Annotated in this window: 14 protein-coding genes; 3 read left to right on the forward strand and 11 right to left on the reverse strand. The window is 72.5% G+C overall.

All coding sequences use genetic code 11. The features are described 5' to 3' along the window. The first annotated feature begins 8 nt into the window (after window positions 1-8). On the forward strand, window positions 9-1,169 hold the full coding sequence (locus tag KME78_RS42100; RefSeq protein ID WP_219535124.1) for an acyl-CoA dehydrogenase family protein: 1,161 nt from the start codon (window positions 9-11) through the stop codon (window positions 1,167-1,169). A 5-nt stretch (window positions 1,170-1,174) separates the two neighbouring features. On the opposite strand, the gene KME78_RS42105 is transcribed toward KME78_RS42100, so the two are convergent. The 9 genes from KME78_RS42105 to KME78_RS42145 are packed head-to-tail and all read right to left on the reverse strand — an operon-like array spanning window position 1,175 to window position 10,789. Beyond that, window positions 1,175-2,236: a C45 family autoproteolytic acyltransferase/hydrolase gene (locus tag KME78_RS42105; protein ID WP_219535125.1), complete on the reverse strand. Its 1,062-nt coding sequence runs from the start codon at window positions 2,234-2,236 to the stop codon at window positions 1,175-1,177. Further along, a complete protein-coding gene (locus KME78_RS42110) occupies window positions 2,233-2,841 on the reverse strand; it encodes an FMN-binding negative transcriptional regulator (RefSeq protein WP_219535126.1) in 609 nt (202 codons plus the stop codon). The genes KME78_RS42105 and KME78_RS42110 overlap by 4 nt, the downstream gene beginning before the upstream one ends. Before the next feature lie 6 nt (window positions 2,842-2,847). Next, on the reverse strand, window positions 2,848-3,816 hold the full coding sequence (locus tag KME78_RS42115; RefSeq protein WP_219535127.1) for a P1 family peptidase: 969 nt from the start codon (window positions 3,814-3,816) through the stop codon (window positions 2,848-2,850). After that, complete coding sequence (locus KME78_RS42120) at window positions 3,813-4,550, reverse strand: ABC transporter ATP-binding protein (RefSeq protein WP_308127336.1); 738 nt, start codon at window positions 4,548-4,550, stop codon at window positions 3,813-3,815. The genes KME78_RS42115 and KME78_RS42120 overlap by 4 nt, the downstream gene beginning before the upstream one ends. Next, on the reverse strand, window positions 4,547-5,491 hold the full coding sequence (locus KME78_RS42125; RefSeq protein ID WP_219535128.1) for an ABC transporter ATP-binding protein: 945 nt from the start codon (window positions 5,489-5,491) through the stop codon (window positions 4,547-4,549). The genes KME78_RS42120 and KME78_RS42125 overlap by 4 nt, the downstream gene beginning before the upstream one ends. Further along, complete coding sequence (locus tag KME78_RS65165; RefSeq protein WP_219535129.1) at window positions 5,488-6,336, reverse strand: ABC transporter permease; 849 nt, start codon at window positions 6,334-6,336, stop codon at window positions 5,488-5,490. The genes KME78_RS42125 and KME78_RS65165 overlap by 4 nt, the downstream gene beginning before the upstream one ends. Further along, a complete protein-coding gene (locus KME78_RS42135; RefSeq protein ID WP_219535130.1) occupies window positions 6,333-7,241 on the reverse strand; it encodes an ABC transporter permease in 909 nt (302 codons plus the stop codon). The genes KME78_RS65165 and KME78_RS42135 overlap by 4 nt, the downstream gene beginning before the upstream one ends. A 2-nt stretch (window positions 7,242-7,243) precedes the next feature. Beyond that, entirely contained in the window at window positions 7,244-8,872 is a 1,629-nt protein-coding gene (locus tag KME78_RS42140; RefSeq protein ID WP_219535131.1) for an ABC transporter substrate-binding protein, read from the reverse strand. 12 nt (window positions 8,873-8,884) lie between these two features. Further along, on the reverse strand, window positions 8,885-10,789 hold the full coding sequence (locus KME78_RS42145; protein ID WP_219535132.1) for a primary-amine oxidase: 1,905 nt from the start codon (window positions 10,787-10,789) through the stop codon (window positions 8,885-8,887). Between the two features lie 139 nt (window positions 10,790-10,928). Here KME78_RS42145 and KME78_RS42150 point away from each other — a divergent pair, with 139 nt between their 5' ends. After that, window positions 10,929-11,894 carry a LacI family DNA-binding transcriptional regulator gene (locus tag KME78_RS42150; RefSeq protein WP_219535133.1) on the forward strand — a complete coding sequence of 322 codons (966 nt, stop codon included), beginning with the start codon at window positions 10,929-10,931 and terminating at the stop codon, window positions 11,892-11,894. On the opposite strand, the gene KME78_RS42155 is transcribed toward KME78_RS42150, so the two are convergent. After that, the gene (locus tag KME78_RS42155) at window positions 11,889-12,569 is read right to left on the reverse strand and encodes a response regulator (protein WP_219535134.1); all 681 of its coding nucleotides are present in this window, start codon (window positions 12,567-12,569) and stop codon (window positions 11,889-11,891) included. The two genes, KME78_RS42150 and KME78_RS42155, sit on opposite strands and share 6 nt — an antisense overlap. Continuing rightward, window positions 12,557-13,843, reverse strand: a complete 1,287-nt coding sequence (locus tag KME78_RS66605; RefSeq protein ID WP_219535135.1) for a sensor histidine kinase — start codon at window positions 13,841-13,843, stop codon at window positions 12,557-12,559. The genes KME78_RS42155 and KME78_RS66605 overlap by 13 nt, the downstream gene beginning before the upstream one ends. 153 nt (window positions 13,844-13,996) lie before the next feature. On the opposite strand from KME78_RS66605, the gene KME78_RS42165 reads away from it, so the two are divergent. Beyond that, window positions 13,997-14,989 carry an AF_0692 family protein gene (locus KME78_RS42165; protein WP_219535136.1) on the forward strand — a complete coding sequence of 331 codons (993 nt, stop codon included), beginning with the start codon at window positions 13,997-13,999 and terminating at the stop codon, window positions 14,987-14,989. The last annotated feature ends 81 nt before the right edge of the window (window positions 14,990-15,070 follow it).

Below are 15,070 nucleotides of genomic sequence, written 5' to 3' on the forward strand. Positions count from 1 at the left end.
GCGTGGACATGCACCCCTCCGCCCTCTTCGCCATCGACGGTCTGCTCACCGACGAGGAGCGCGACATCCGCCAGGCCGTCCGCCAGGTGTGCGACCGGGAGATCCGGCCGTACGTCGCGGACTGGTTCGAGGCGGGCACGCTGCCCGCCCGCGAGCTGGCCCGCTCGCTCGGGTCCGTCGGCGTCCTCGGCATGCACCTCGACGGGTACGGCTGCGCTGGCCTGGGCGCCGTCGCCTACGGCCTGGCCTGCCTGGAGCTGGAGGGGGCGGACTCCGGCCTGCGCAGCCTGGTCTCGGTGCAGGGTTCGCTGGCCATGTACGCGATCTGGAAGTACGGCAGCGAGGAGCAGAAGCAGGAGTGGCTGCCCGCGATGGCGGCCGGTGAACGCATCGGCTGCTTCGGCCTCACCGAGCCCGACTTCGGCTCCGACCCGGCGGGCATGCGGACGACCGCCAAGCGCGACGGCTCCGACTGGGTGCTGAACGGCACCAAGATGTGGATCACCAACGGCTCGGTGTCCGACGTGGCCGTGGTCTGGGCGCGGGCCGAGGAGGGCATCCGCGGCTTCCTGGTGCCCGCGGGCACGCCCGGCTTCGCCGTACACGATCTGAAGCGGAAGGTCTCCCTGCGCGCGAGCGTGACGAGCGAGCTGGTGCTGGACGGCGTGCGGCTCCCGCAGGAGGCGATGCTGCCCGGCGCCCGCGGCCTGTCCGGGCCCCTCGGCTGCCTGAACGAGGCGCGGTTCGGCATCGTGTTCGGCGCGATGGGCGCGGCGCTCGACTGCCTGGAGACGGCGCTCGCCTACGCGGCCGAGCGGGAGATCTTCGCCCGGCCGCTCGCCTCCTTCCAGCTCACCCAGGAGAAGCTCGCCGACATGACGCTGGAGCTGGGCAAGGGGCTGCTGCTGGCGGTGCATCTCGGGCGGCTGAAGGAGCGGGGCGAGCTGACCCCCGAGCAGGTGAGCGTCGGCAAGCTGAACAACGTGCGCGAGGCGATCGACATCGCCAGGACGTGCCGCACGCTGCTCGGCGCGAGCGGCATCACCCTGGAGTACCCGGTGATCAGGCACGCGGTCAACCTGGAGTCCGTGCTGACCTACGAGGGCACCTCGGAGATCCACACGCTGGTGGTGGGCAAGGCGCTGACCGGGGTGCCCGCGTTCCACTGACGGGCTCAGAAGGTCTGCCAGGTCGCGTCGGTGACCTGGCAGAGCCTGCCCTGGTGCACCTGCATCTCGGCCGCGGCCACGTCCAGGCTGATCACCGCGAGCGTCTCCCAGCGCTGGTCGAGCGGCAGCGCGGGGTCGGCGTGCGCGCAGACCGGCGCCACCGGCCCGTGGCTGGTCATCGCCCGCGCCCTGGCCGTGGCGTCCGGGTCGCCCAGCTCGCCGGTCCGCTCCTCAAGGTGTTCGAGTCTGGCGTAGGTGCCCGGCCGCTCGGTGCCCAGCCGCTCCCCCGCGCTCAGCGCGCCGTCCAGGAAGTGGTTGGCGTGCAGCAGGACGCCGTTGGTGTCCGCCTCGACGACCGCGACGCCGTCCGGGCAGATCTCCAGCGACCTGGCCCCCTCCAGGGTGACCACGGTGATCACGGTGGACGCCGACGTCCTGGCCGACCTGGCTATCTCGGTGGCCTGCTCCAGGGTGGCCGCCTCGTCCAGGATCCGGCGGGCGACCACGTGCACGGGCACGCCGGGGTGCGCGTGGTCCGACTCGTGGCGCAGGATGTTGAAGTGCGCGCCCAGTCCCGCGCTGTTCACGCCGATCTTGGCCAGCACCCCGAACTCGGTGAAGGTCCGCACCTGGTGTCCCTCGCGCGGCTCGTACGCCCACAGCAGCGGCGCGTCGCGCAGGTGGTCGTGCCAGTCCCAGGTCTGCGTCGTGCGCGGCGGCAACCCGCCGCCGAGCACGACGGCGGTGGAGCACTCGCCCTCCCCGTCGTGGCGCAGCGCGGCCAGGATCTCGGTGCGCGCGTTGACCACGGCGACCTGCCAGGGCTCCAGTCCGCACCCCGCCGCGATGCCGCCGATCTCCTCGGCGAGCTCCGGCGCCCACGCGGCCGTGCTGTCGAGCGCCTGCTCGCCCAGCTCCCTGACCCGCCCGTCGTGCGCGCCGCTCACCTCGAACAGCCGCAGATAGCCGTCGAGATTGGCGTGTACGGCCTGACGCCACCGGGCGCCGAACTGCCTGCCGCGTCCGGCCGCGTCGAGGCAGGAGGAGGTATAGGAGGGAAACGTCATCTCGGGTCCACCTTGTCCATCAGTGCCGCGACGGCGGCGCCCGCGTCGCGGTGGACCCGGTGGCGCTGCTCGTCGTCCTTGTCCTGGCTCAGCTTGAACACGCTCTGCTCGGCCGTGACCCGTACGCGGAAGGCCGCCACGCCGGACACGATCCGGGCGAAGACCTCCTCCGAGGCCGGGCTGGGCCGCCAGCTCGGCATCCGCGCCGACTCCATCGCCGCCACCGTGCGCCGCACGACGTCCAAGGGGTCGGGGTGCGGCTCGATCAGGCCGGTCAGATGGACGGCCGCGTAGTCCCACGTCGGTACGGCGGGATCGACCGCGTAGCTCGTCGGCGAGACGTAGCCGTGCGCGGCGGAGAAGACCACGAGCGCCTCGGTCCGCCGCAGGTCCCAGGCGTGCCACTGCGGGTTGACCTTGGCCATGTGGCCGAGCAGCGTCGCGCCCACGAACGTGGGCTCGCCGCCGCTCTCGACGATGACGGGCACGTGGGTGGCCACGGGGACGCCGCCGGTCGCGGTGATCACCAGCGCGAACGGGTTCTCCCGCACCAGCCGCGCCACGTGCGCGGGACCTGGTGCGGCGAAACGGGGGAAGCTATACATTTCCCCCTACTCCACGCTGCTCAGGATGGCGTCCCAGGCGATCTCCGATGCCAGCGCGCCCAGTCCGGCCGGCTTGAGCCCGCCCAGCTCCACCTCGTCGGTGGTCAGCGCGAACAGCACGTCGCCGTCGTTCTGGGTGTGGAACGGCTGGATGCCCCGGTGCATCGAGCCGTGCACCTGGCGGCTGAGCTGGGTGAGCTCGACGTCGGCCAGCCGTACGTTCGTGACCAGGACCGTCAGCGTGGTGTTGCCCATGACGGCGGGGGTGTCCGAGGCGATCGCGTAGTCCACGCTCGGGTGGCGTCTGGCGTCCTCGTCGGCGTGGTAGTTGCCGCGCAGGATCGTCCCGTCGCGGCCGACGACCACGCCGACGGAGTTGACCACCGTCGCCACCAGGACCTTGACCGCCCCGAAGGTGCCGAAGGCGGCGCCCTGCCCGGCGAACTCGGCTCTGGCGAACTCGACCTTGCCCGCGCTGGCGCTGCGGCCGGCCCCGCACCTGCCCACGGGGAACTCGCCCTCGACGGCGGCGCGCAGCGCGGCGCGGCCCAGTTGCCCGTCGGGGTGGACGGCGTTGTCCCGCGTGGAGAAGTCGTAGATCACCGCGCCAGAGACGAGTTGCAGCTCATCCCACTTGGTGCGGTTGCTCCGGCGGGCCAGCAGTTCCTCGCTCACCCCGGCGATCGCCGACATCCCGTACACCGAGCCGCCCGTCAGGCAGATGGCGTGGTTGTAGTCGTAGCCGCCGCTCAAGCCGACCGCCCCGCCGCGGGCGTCCACGGCGGTCCGCGCGCCCGCGGGGACGTGCACGACGGTGCAGCCGGTGGGGCCCTCGCCGTACTCCGCGGTGCCGACGTACACGCCGGGCAGGTCGAACGCGACCGAGCCGCGTCCCGGGCTGGGCTGCGGGGTCAGCGTGAGGTCGGAGTTACCGGGCACGCCGGCGGCGAAGGCCGACACGGGAGCGAGGGTCACAGGGACTCCAGGAGTTGTCGCGAGTACGGATGTTCGGGTGCGGTGTAGAAGGTGACCGCGTCGGCGGTCTCGACGACCTCGCCGCCGCGCATGACGGCGATCCGGTCGGCCACGTAGCGGACGGCGCCGAGGTCGTGGGAGATGAACAGCGCGGCGAAGCCGTACTCCGCCTGCAGGTCCTTGAGCAGGTTGAGTATCTGCACCTGGACGGAGACGTCCAGGGCGCTGACGGCCTCGTCGAAGACGATGAAGCTCGGCCGGGTGATCAGCGCGCGGGCGATGGACACCCGCTGCCGCTGGCCGCCGGACAGTTCGTGCGGGTAGCGGTCGGCGAAGCCGGCCTCCAGGCCGACCTGTTCGAGCGCCTCGGGGACTCGCTCACCGGCGGCTTTCCCGAGTACGTTCAGCGGCTCGGCGACGCTCTGGCCGATGCGCATCCTCGGGTTCAGCGACCAGTGCGGGTGCTGGAGCACGGCCTGCATCCGCCCGGCCAGGTCCTTGCGCCGCCGGGGGAAGGGGCGGCCGTCGAACCTGACCGTGCCGGAGGTGGGCCGCTGCAACCCGAGCGCCACCCGGCTGGTGGTCGTCTTGCCCGAGCCCGACTCGCCCACCAGGCCGAGCGTCTCGCCCTCGGCGACGGAGAGTGAGACCCCGCGCATGGCGTCCAGCCGGGTACGGCGCAGCGGCGGGCCCGTGGTGAAGGACACCGTGACGTCGGTGAGATCGAGGATCACACGATCACCTCCAGCTCGGCGGCCCGGTGGCAGAGCACGTCCTGGGCGCCGACGCGGACCGGTTCGGGGCGCTCGGTGGTGCAGCGGTCCTCGGCGAAGGGGCAGCGGGGCGCGAACGCGCAGCCGGCCGAGGGGCCGGTCAGGACCGGGGGGCGGCCGGGCACCGGCTCCAGCCGTACCCCGGGGGTGGCCGTGGCGGGGGCCGATCTGGCCAGGGCGGCGGTGTAGGGGTGGACGGGGTTGCCGAGCACCTCGGCGGCGGGGCCGCTCTCCACGACGCGGCCGGCGTACATGACCGCCACGCGGTCACATCTGCGGGCGACGGCGGGCAGGTCGTGGCTGAGCCAGACGATGCTCGTGCCCGCCTCGCGGGCCAGCGAGAACACCACGTTCAGCACCTCCTCGCGTACCTGGCTGTCGAGCGAGGCGGTCGGCTCGTCGGCGACCAGCAGCTCGGGTGAGGCGGCCATGGCCAGCGCGATCGCCACCCGCTGGGCCATGCCGCCGGACAGCTGGTGGGGGTAGGCGGCCGCCACGCGCGGGTCGTCGAGCTTGACCCGCCCCAGGTGGAAGGCCACCTCCCCGTCGCGGCTCTGTTCTCGCAGGACGAGCTTGAGCTGGTTGCCGACCCGCATGGTCGGGTCGAGGGAGGCGATCGGGTCCTGGAAGACGAAGCCGAGCCGCTGCCGGCGCAGCCGCCGCAGCGCGGCGGGCGGCAGGTCCAGCACCGGCTCACCGGCCACGCGGACCGTGCCCGCGGAGACCACCGCCTGCCGGGGCAGCAGGCGGCCGATCGCCGCGCCGAGCGTGGACTTGCCGGACCCGCTCTCGCCCACGACCCCGACGGCCTCGCCCGCCGCCACCCGCAGGTCGGCGCCGTCGAGGGCGCGGGCCGTTCCGTAGTCGACCGCCAGGCCGTCCACTTCGAGCAGCGCGCTCATATCAGTGCCCTCGTCTCCCTCGGCTCGAACCGGTCGCGCAGCCCGTCGCCCAGCACGTTGATGGACAGGATGGCGAGCACCAGCACCACGCCGGGCCCGATGATCAGCCAGGGGGCCGCCATCATGTAGGTGCCGCCCTGGCGGATCAGCACCCCGAGCGACGCCTGCGGCGGCTGCACGCCGAAGCCGAGGAAGCTCAGACCGCCTTCGACCGAGATGCCGACCGACAACGCGTAGGTGCCCTGCACCGCGATGGTGCCGGCCACGTTCGGCAGGATGTGGCGGCCGAGGATCCGGGGCAGTCCCGCGCCGCTGATGGCCGCGGCGGTCACGTAGTCGCGTTCGGCCACGGCGACGGCGGCGGCTCGTACCAGCCGGATCATCAGCGGGATGGTGACCAGCACGATGCTGGCCACCGCCGCGAGCTGGCCGGGTCCGGCGACGGCCGCCACCAGGATCGCCAGGACGATGGCGGGGAAGGAGTAGAGCAGCTCCACCACCCGCATGACCAGCTCGTTCAGGTAGCCGCCGCGGTATCCGGCCAGGATGCCGAAGCCCGCGCTGAGCGCGGCGGTCACCAGGACGGCGGCCGAGGAGAGCAGCAGCGTGGTGCCGACGCCCTCCATGACGCGCGGCAGCATCGAGCGCCCCAGGTTGTCGGTGCCCAGCCACCAGCCCGGCCCCGGCGGCCGCAAGCGCGGCCCGACGATCGCGTCGGGGTCGCCGCCGGCGTGCACCAGCGAGCCGAGCGCGACCAGGACGAGCAGCAGCAGGCAGCCCAGCCCGGTCAGTGACAGCGGATCAAGCCGCCTCTCTTTGACCCGCGTCTGTCCGGGTCTGTTCACGCGCGCCTCCCGAGCCTCGGGTCGACCAGCCCGACGAGCAGGTCGATCAGGACGTTCATGACGATGAACACGGTGGCCGCCAGCAGCACACCCGCCTGTACGACCGCGTAGTCCCTGCGTCCGACCGCCTGGACGACGTACGAGCCGATGCCCGGCAGGTTGAACAGGTACTCCACGATCAGCGCCCCACCCAGGAGGTAGGCGGTGATCGTCGCGGTGAGCGTCAGCACGGGCCCCGCGGCGTTGCGCAGGATGTGGTGCCTGACGATGAACCACGGCGTCTCGCCCCGGGCGACGGCGGCCGTGACGTGCGGCTCGACCAGCACGTTCAGCACGGCGTCACGGGTCGTCCTGGCCGTCGCCGAGATGGCGAAGATCGACAGCACCGCGGCGGGCAGCAGGTAGCCGCTGGTCTGCAGGCCGTACCGGGAGACCACGAACACCACCAGGCTGCCCAGCGCGAACTCGGGGACGCTCACCCCCAGCCCGCTCAGCAGCCGCCCGGCGGCGCCGCCGCCGCCCGGGCGGGCGCGCAGCGCGGTCAGCACGCCGAGCGGCACCCCCACCAGGAGGGCGGCGCCGACGGCGAGCAGGGTGAGCTGGGCGGTCACCGGAAGCCGGGCCCACAGCTCGGCCGCGACCGGCTGCCTGCTGATCATCGAGGTGCCGAAGTCTCCGGTGCCGATCGCGGCCATCCAGTGCCCGTACTGCGCGAACACCGACTGGTCGAGCCCGTACCTGGCGGCCAGTTCGGCCTTCTGCTCGGGCGTGGCGAACGGGCCCAGGATCGTCTCGGCGAACCCGCCCGGCATCAGCCGGAGCGCGGCGAAGATCAGGACGGAGATGCCGAGGAGGGTGACGGCCGAGCTCAGCGCCCGGCCCGCCCACCACAGCAGGAGCCGCATCGTCAGCCCTTCTTGACCCGGGCGTCGGCGACCAGCCGCAGCAGGTTGCCGTAGCCCTCGGTGGCGTACAGGCTCGGGCTGACCGCGTCGGCGCGGTAGGCGACCGTGGCCGGGCGGGTGACCAGCGGGATCATCTGCGCGTCGGTGTCCACCTTGGCGCACACCTCGGCCAGCGCCTTGTCGCGCGCCGCGCCCGCCGGGGCCTCGGCCGCGGTGGCGATCAGCTGGTTGAGGTCCTTGTCGGCCTGCATGAAGCCTGCGTTGAAGCCGGCGACGTCGGGGTTCCACCAGGTGGTGACCATGCCGGGGTCGGCGTACCCGGCGAACCACGACAGGGCGGCGTCGAACGTCGCGGGCACCTTGCCGTACACCTTGCCCGCCCAGCTCGCCTCGTCCATCTGCTCGATCTTGACGGTGACGCCGGCCTGCTGGAGGTTCTGCTGGATCACCTGGGCGACGGCGGGGGCCGGCTCGGTGGAGTAGATGCTGAGCGTGAACGACAGGTTCGCGATGCCCGCCTGGGCCAGCAGTTCCTTGGCCTTCGCGGCGCCGCCCGCGGTGGCCGAGGGCAGCGCGGCCGGGTCGCAGGCGCCGGGCAGGCCGGCGGGCGTGACGCCGGTGGGCTTGCCCTGGCCGCCGAGCGCCACTTCGGCCATCTGCTTGCGGTCCAGGGCCATGTTCAGGGCCTGGCGGACCCGGGGGTCGGCGAACTTGGGGTTCTTGGAGTTGAGCATCAGGTAGTAGAAGTCGGTGGTGGCCTGGGTGGCGACCTTGACGTTCGCGGCTCCGGCCAGCATCGCGGCGGAGTCGACGTTGCCCAGCGCGGCCAGGGCGGAGCTGCCGTTCTGCACGGCGGCCACGCGGGCGGCCTCCTCGGGCGCGATCGTGACGGTCAGGCTGTCGGCGGCCGGCTTCCCCTTGTCCCAGTAATGATCGTTACGGGCGAAATTCCAGGACACGTCCTGGCGGTGCGCCTGCACCTTGAACGGCCCGGTGCCGAGCATCTCCTTGGCCGGGTCGAGCGTCTTGGCCTCGATCTCCTTCATCGGCAGGATCGCGGCGGGCACGTTGGCGAGCGCCGCGAGGAACGGCGTGTACGGCTTGCTCAGCGTGATCTTGACCGTGGCCGCGTCGACCTTGGCCACCTTCTCGACCGGGCCGAGCTGCCCCCGCCACACCGACTTGGCGGCCAGCAGCCGCTTCAGGCTGCCTACCACGTCGTCGGCGGTCATCTCCCTGCCGTTGGAGAAGGCGACACCCTTGCGCAGGTGGAACACGTACGTGGTCGGGGTGGGGTTGTCCCAGCTCTCGGCCAGGCGCGGCTGCGGGCTGAAGTCGGGCCCCACGGTGACCAGCGTCTCGTAGACCAGCGACATGAGCTGCCAGGAGGTGGCCACGTCGGCGAGCTGCGGGTCCAGCCCGGTCGCCGCGCCGCTGTCGATGTGCACCGCGACGTTGAGCGCGCCGCCCGCGGGCAGCTTGTCGTCGGCCACGGCCAGGTAGCCGGGGGCGGCCGTCGAGCCGGTCGCGGCGGTGCCCGGCGGGGCCGCCGCCGTCCCGCCACCGCAGGCGGCGGTGGCGGTGGTGGCCAACGCGAGTGCCGCGACGCTACCGGCCAGTCTGTATCGCATGACGCCTCATCTCTAGTGACAGGAGCCCTGGCTGCTCGGCGGGACGTCGAGCGTGGGGTTGCGGTCGAAGAACCCGGCGGGCTTCAGGGTGAATCCGCACGTGTCGACGGGCATGATCGGCCAGTCCTCGGTACGGGGGAAATGGGTCAGCCCGAACGTGTGCCACAGCACGATGTCCTGGCCGTCGATGTCGCGGTCCGCCGCCGTGTACGCGGGCAGACCGGCGCCACCTGGATGCTGGTTGACCAGGTCACCGGCCGGATACCGCTCCCGGGGATGGTACCTGGTGACCCAGAGATGGCTGGTGGCGAACTCCGCCCTGGCGCGGATCGAGGAGTCCTCGTGGGCGAGCAGGGTGGGCAGCCCCTCGGGGTACAGCGCGTAGCCGACGGGCTCGCCCAGCCGGTTGGTCACCGCCGGGTTGACCACGTGCCAGGTCCGGCCCGTGGCGAGGTCGGCGTCGCGCCGGCCCTCCGACTCGGTGCGCAGCCTGGTGACCTTGCGGCCGAAGGCGTTGCCGTACGGGTTGCCCTCGTCCATGGGCAGCCGTACGACCTCCACCTCCTCCACCGCGTTGGCCGGGCCGTCGACCATCATGTCCAGCCGCGCGGAGAACAGGTGCTGGTGGTACGGCGCGGCCAGCCCCGGCGCCACCTGAGAGCCGTACGGCGCGGCCCGCTCGTCGTAGGCCCCGGTGAACACGATGCCGGTGGCCTTGACCTCCAGCTCGATGGTGCCGTCCAGGTAGAGGTACCAGTAGAAGCCGTAGTCGTAGTTGCCGACGGTGACGAAGAAGGAGATGACCAGCCGCCGCTGCCTGCGGGTCTCGCGGGAGCCGTTGGCCGGGTCGGTGTGCTTCCACAGCACGCCGAAGTCCTCCTCGTGCATGCAGATCGCGTTCTGCAGCACCTGGGGCGAGCCGTCGCCGCCGGTGACGGTGACGTCGAAGTAGGTGATCTCGCCCAGGCAGTCGCAACCCAGTTCCAGTGAGTTGGCCAGCTTGCCGAGCTGGTATTCGCCGGTGTCGAAGTAGTTCTGCCAGAACCGGATCGGGCTCGGGTCCCCGTACGGCACCAGCATCTCGGCCACCGACGCCCGGTAGACGATCGGTCGGCCGTCGAAGCCGATCTGGTGCAGGACCAGGCCCTCGCGCATGTCGTAGCCGAGACGGACGGTCCACTTCTCCCAGGTGACGAGGTTGCCGTCGATGCCGAAGCTGGGGCCGTCCGGCTGGGTGATGTGGATGGGCCGCTGGGTGGTGCGGTGCCCGCGCTCCAGGTGGTAGTCGCCCGGCTCGGCGGGGATCGGCTGCGCGCCGGTGTCGACGATCTCGATCACCACGCCCTTGAGCAGGTCGACGAAGGCCACCAGGCCGTCGATGGGGTGCGCCCAGGGCAGGCTCTCCTCGGTGGGCCGCAGGTGGGCCAGGACCCGGGCGATCCGCCTGCCCTCCTCGCCCGGCAGGCCGTAGCTGCCCGCCGACAGCGCGGCGAGCCACACCAGAGCGGTGTCGTCCAGGCCGCGCCTGGCCAGCGCCTCGGCCCACCCGGCGTCGGCGCCGAGCACCCGCCTGACCAGCTCGTGCTCCTCGTCCAGCATGGGAACCTGGCCGTCGGTGACCGGGTCGATCGGCCGGCGCTCCGCCACCCGGCCCTCGGTGATCGAGACGACGACGTCCTGGGCCTGCTCGGTCGCCAGATCGAGCACGAGGGCGCGAGCCCGCCGGTCCGTGGGAGCATCGCCTAGCACGGCTTCCTTCGGGGGCTCCTCGATCCCGAGGTAGGCCACGCGGCCGGTGACGGCCAGCACGCCGTCATCCGCCATGATCCGCTTGACGTCCTCGATCTCCTGCGCGCTGAGCGGGTCGAGCGGATGAGACCGCTCCCCGACGCCGAGAACCCGCCGTCCAGCTGCCATCCGGCTTTCGCCCCTCTCGTCCTTGTGCCGGAACGTTCCGGCATGCGGGTCAACATACTTCCGCGTCAAGGCGAGGACAAGACCTTTGGGCAGGTCGATACATGGCGGAAACAGACAACGGTGGCGCTAGCATCGGGGCGTGCGCGCAGACGAGCCGGCCACTATCCTCACGGTCGCCAAGACGGCAGGGGTTTCCAAGACGACCGCGTCCGACGCGCTCAGGGGCTCCGGCAGGGTGTCGGAAGAGACCAGGGCCAGGGTGATGGAGGCGGCCGACGCGCTCGGCTACGTACCCAACGGGTCGGCCAGGCACCTGCGCCGCGCGAGCACCGGCACCATCGGCCTGCACGTGCCCGAGGTGCTCACCCGCTCGTCCTACTACATGTCGTTCGTGTTCGGGGTCGTGCAGGGGGCGGCCGACAACGACTACGACGTCACGCTGATCACCTCGGGCCGCCGCACCCCGCGCGTCGACGGCCTCGTCCTCGGCGACCCGCTCGGGGACGACCCGATCGTGGCCAAGCTCATGGACACCGGCCTGCCCACGGTCACCTGCGAACGCTTCACCGGCACCGGGCGGGCCGACGGCGTGGTGCGCTCCGAACACGCCGAGATGCTGGGCCGGCTCATGGACCACCTGCGGGCCTCCGGCGCGACCCGCCCCGCGCTCATCGTGGCCGGCGACGTGAGCGACTGGGCCGCCTCCGTGCACCGGGGCTTCCGCGACTGGTGCGCCCGCCACGGCGTGGATCCGCTGGTCCGCACGGTCCCCTTCGACTGCTCGGCGGGCGAGGTCCACCAGGCCGCCCGCGACCTGCTCGCGCTGGAGCCGCGCGTCGACGCGCTGGTCTGCGGTCCCGCCGGGTCGGCCACGGACCTGCTGCCGCTCCTGCGCGAGGAGGGCAGCGACCTGCTGCTCGCCTCCTGCGTCGACAGCCCCGCGATGGCACAGGCCGACCCGCCCATCACCGCCATCGACCTGCGGCCCAGGGAGGCGGGGGTACGGTGTGCGGAGCTGCTGTTCGACCTGCTGAGGGGGACGAGCCCGGTGGGGACGGAACGCATCCACCCCATCGAGCTCATCTTGCGCGCCTCCACCTCATGACGCGCTGTCGGCGTCGTGGACGACCAGGGCGAGCTGGACCCGATTGTCCAGGGCCGCCTTGGTGAGGATGCGGGAGATGTAGCCCTTCACGGTGCCGACGCTCATGTGCAGCTCGGCGGCGATGACCGCGTTGGGCTTGCCCTGGCCGACCGCCAGCGCCACCTCACGCTCCCGCTCGCTGAGCCGCGCCAGCACCGTACGGGCGTCGGTACGCCGTCTGCTCTCCTCCTCGGGCACCAGGTGCGCGATCAACCGCCGGGTGACGCTCGGCGACAGGATCGGCTCGCCGCCCACGACCCGGCGGATGGCATCGACGATCCCCTCCGGCGGGGTGTCCTTGAGCAGGAACCCGCTGGCCCCCGCCCGCAGCGCCCGGAAGACGTGCTCGTCGGCGTCGAACGTGGTGAGCACGACCACCTCGGGCGCCTCGGGCCGGTCGCGCAGCCGCCGGGTCGCCTCGATGCCGTCGAGCCCGGACATCCGGATGTCCATCAGCACCACGTCGGGCGCGTACCGGTCGACCGCCGCCCGCACCTCACCGCCATCGGCCACCGCCCCCACCACCAGGAGATCGGCGGCGCCTTTGAGCATCAGCGTCAGACCGGCCCGGACGAGCGCGTCATCATCGACGATCAGCACCCGGATCGGCTGCGGCGAGTCAATCACACCGGCCATGGTAGCCACGCCACCAGCCGGAACCCGCCGCCCTCCACGGGCCCGCACTCCAACCGCCCACCCGCCAGCACCGCCCGCTCCGCCAACCCTGCCAACCCCGCTCCCGCCCCCGTCAGCCCGAGATCGCCCCCGGACGCGAGTCCCCCGCTCCCACCGGCGCGCACCACACCTTCGGCAGGCCCGGCATCCTCCCCGACCTGCCCCACCGCACTGCCTGGCCCGGTGTCCGTTCCGGATGCCGTCTCGCCAGGCGACGGGTTGCGTACCTCGACCCTCAGCTCGGCGCCCGCCGTACCGGACAGGAGGACCGTGACCACCTGGCCGGGCGCGTGCTTGCGGGCGTTGGTGAGACCTTCCTGGACGATGCGGTAAGCGGCACGGCCGGTGGCGTCCGGCAGCTCCGCCAACCGCACCCCCTCGTCATGCAGCTCGATCCGCATCCCCGCCCGCCGGGACTCCGCCACGAGCGGCACAAGATCCGGCCGGCCGCGCGTCAACGAGCCGTCATCAGACGGCGGCGCGTCGCGGAGCACCGAGATGACCGCACGCAGCTCCTCCAGCGCCAGATGCGCGCTCGACCGGATCACCCCCGCGGCCTCCGCGACCTCGCCCGGCGCCGCGCCCGCGTTGAACTCCAGCGCCCCGGCATGCACCGCCAGCAGCGACAGCCGGTGCGCGAGCACATCGTGCATCTCCCGCGCGATGCCGACCCGCTCCGCCCGGCGCGCCTCTTCGGCACGGAGCCGCTGGTCGGCCTCGGCCCGCCGAGCCCGCTCGGCCAGCGACAGCACCAGCTCCCGCCGAGTGCGCGCCAGCATGCCCCAACCGGTCAGCGCCCCACCGAACAGCACGCCCACCAGCGCCCACACCGGATAGGGCGCCAGCCCCGGCGGCCGCCAGGCGAACCTGACCAGCGTCGCCACCACCCCCGCGACCCCCACGCCGATCGCGGCGGGCGGCCGCCGATACAGGGCCGCGATCAGCGTGGCGATCCCGGCCGCCACCGAGGCGGCCGCCGCGGGCACCGACAGCGCGATGACCGCCAGCCCCACGGTCACCGGCCACCTGCGGCACAACCACAACCCCGCACAGGCCAGCGCACCACCCGCCACGTCGGCCACCAGGTACCAGCCCGGCGTGCCACCCGTCAGATCTCCCCAGACGACCGCGACCGCCCCCGCGAGCGCGAGCACGAACCCACCCGCTCCGACCGCCCAGTCACGCCGCGACCGCAGCCAACCGGGCCGTACGTCCTCCACACCGGCCACGAACATGACCGCAGATGCTAGCCCGCCACCGACCCGTGCGTAAGCAACCAAAGTCACGACCGGCGACAACCGAAGTGGGCGATGGAGAGTGACCGAAGTGGCCACGGAGCGGTCTTCGGGGAGCAGCGGCGCTCGCCCGGCGCGCGGCACCGTGGCGGCATGACCACATCTGACTCCAGCGGACGCGGCCGGTGGGCCGCGCTGCTGCTCGCGGTGATCACCCCGATCGTCGCCGAACTCACCCTGGGCAACCCGCCTCTCAGCCAGATCTGGCTGCTGCTCCTGTGGGTGCCGATCTACGGCGCGGGCACCGTGCTGATCCGCGAGCTGGTACGGCGGCGCGGCGCCGGCTGGCCCTCGATCCTGCTGCTCGGGGTCGCGTACGGCATCGTCGAGGAGGGCCTGGTGCTGCAGGCGCTCAGCAGCCCCACCTTGTACGGCGTCGCCGGCTGGGCTCCCAGGGTGCTGGGGCTGAACAGCGCCTACGCCGAGCTCAACCTGCCCTACCACGCCGTGTTCAGTGTGGCGCTGCCGATCCTGCTGACCGATCTGATGTTCCCCAGGCTGCGCGACCGGCCGTACCTGAAGGGGACGGGGCTGGTGGTGGCCGGGGTGGTGTTCGTGCTGGGCGGGGCCTTGCTGCGGTGGAGCGTGGCGGGCTTCATCGACCCCGGCTACCAGGCGCCGGTAGCGGTGGTGGTGGGCTGCCTGGCGGCCGTGGCGCTGCTCACGACAGTGGCACTGCGCTTCGTTCCCAACGCGTCCACTCCGGCCGCCATTAGGGGCGCGGCGCCCGGTTCGTGGGCTGTGGGGGTTTTCGGGGGCGTCGTCGCGTTCGGCTATCTCGCGTTGCTGTTCCCCTTCGGCGGGGCCACGCAGCCCGCCTTCACCCGGGGCGGCTGGGTGGCGGTGCCGATGCTGGCCGCGGCGGTCCTCGCGGTGGTCGCGGGCCGGCTGGTACGCCGCTGGACGACGGGCGGCGGATGGACGGACCGGCACAGCCTCGCCCTGGCCGGCGGGGCGCTGGTGGCGCACACCGCTTTCGGGGTGCTGGCCAACGCCGAAACCCTCGCCGACCGGGCCGGACTGACCGCGCTCGGGCTGGTCATGATCGCTCTGCTGGCACTGCTCAGCCGCCGCATACCGGCGTAGCACTCCCGTACCGTGATCACGGTCGTCAATGGTCGGTACGAACGTGACGCTGCACGTGTGGGGCGGATGGAACCACGCGAG

Origin of the sequence: Nonomuraea guangzhouensis, from assembly GCF_019396345.1 — a bacterium.
Taxonomy (GTDB): domain Bacteria; phylum Actinomycetota; class Actinomycetes; order Streptosporangiales; family Streptosporangiaceae; genus Nonomuraea; species Nonomuraea guangzhouensis.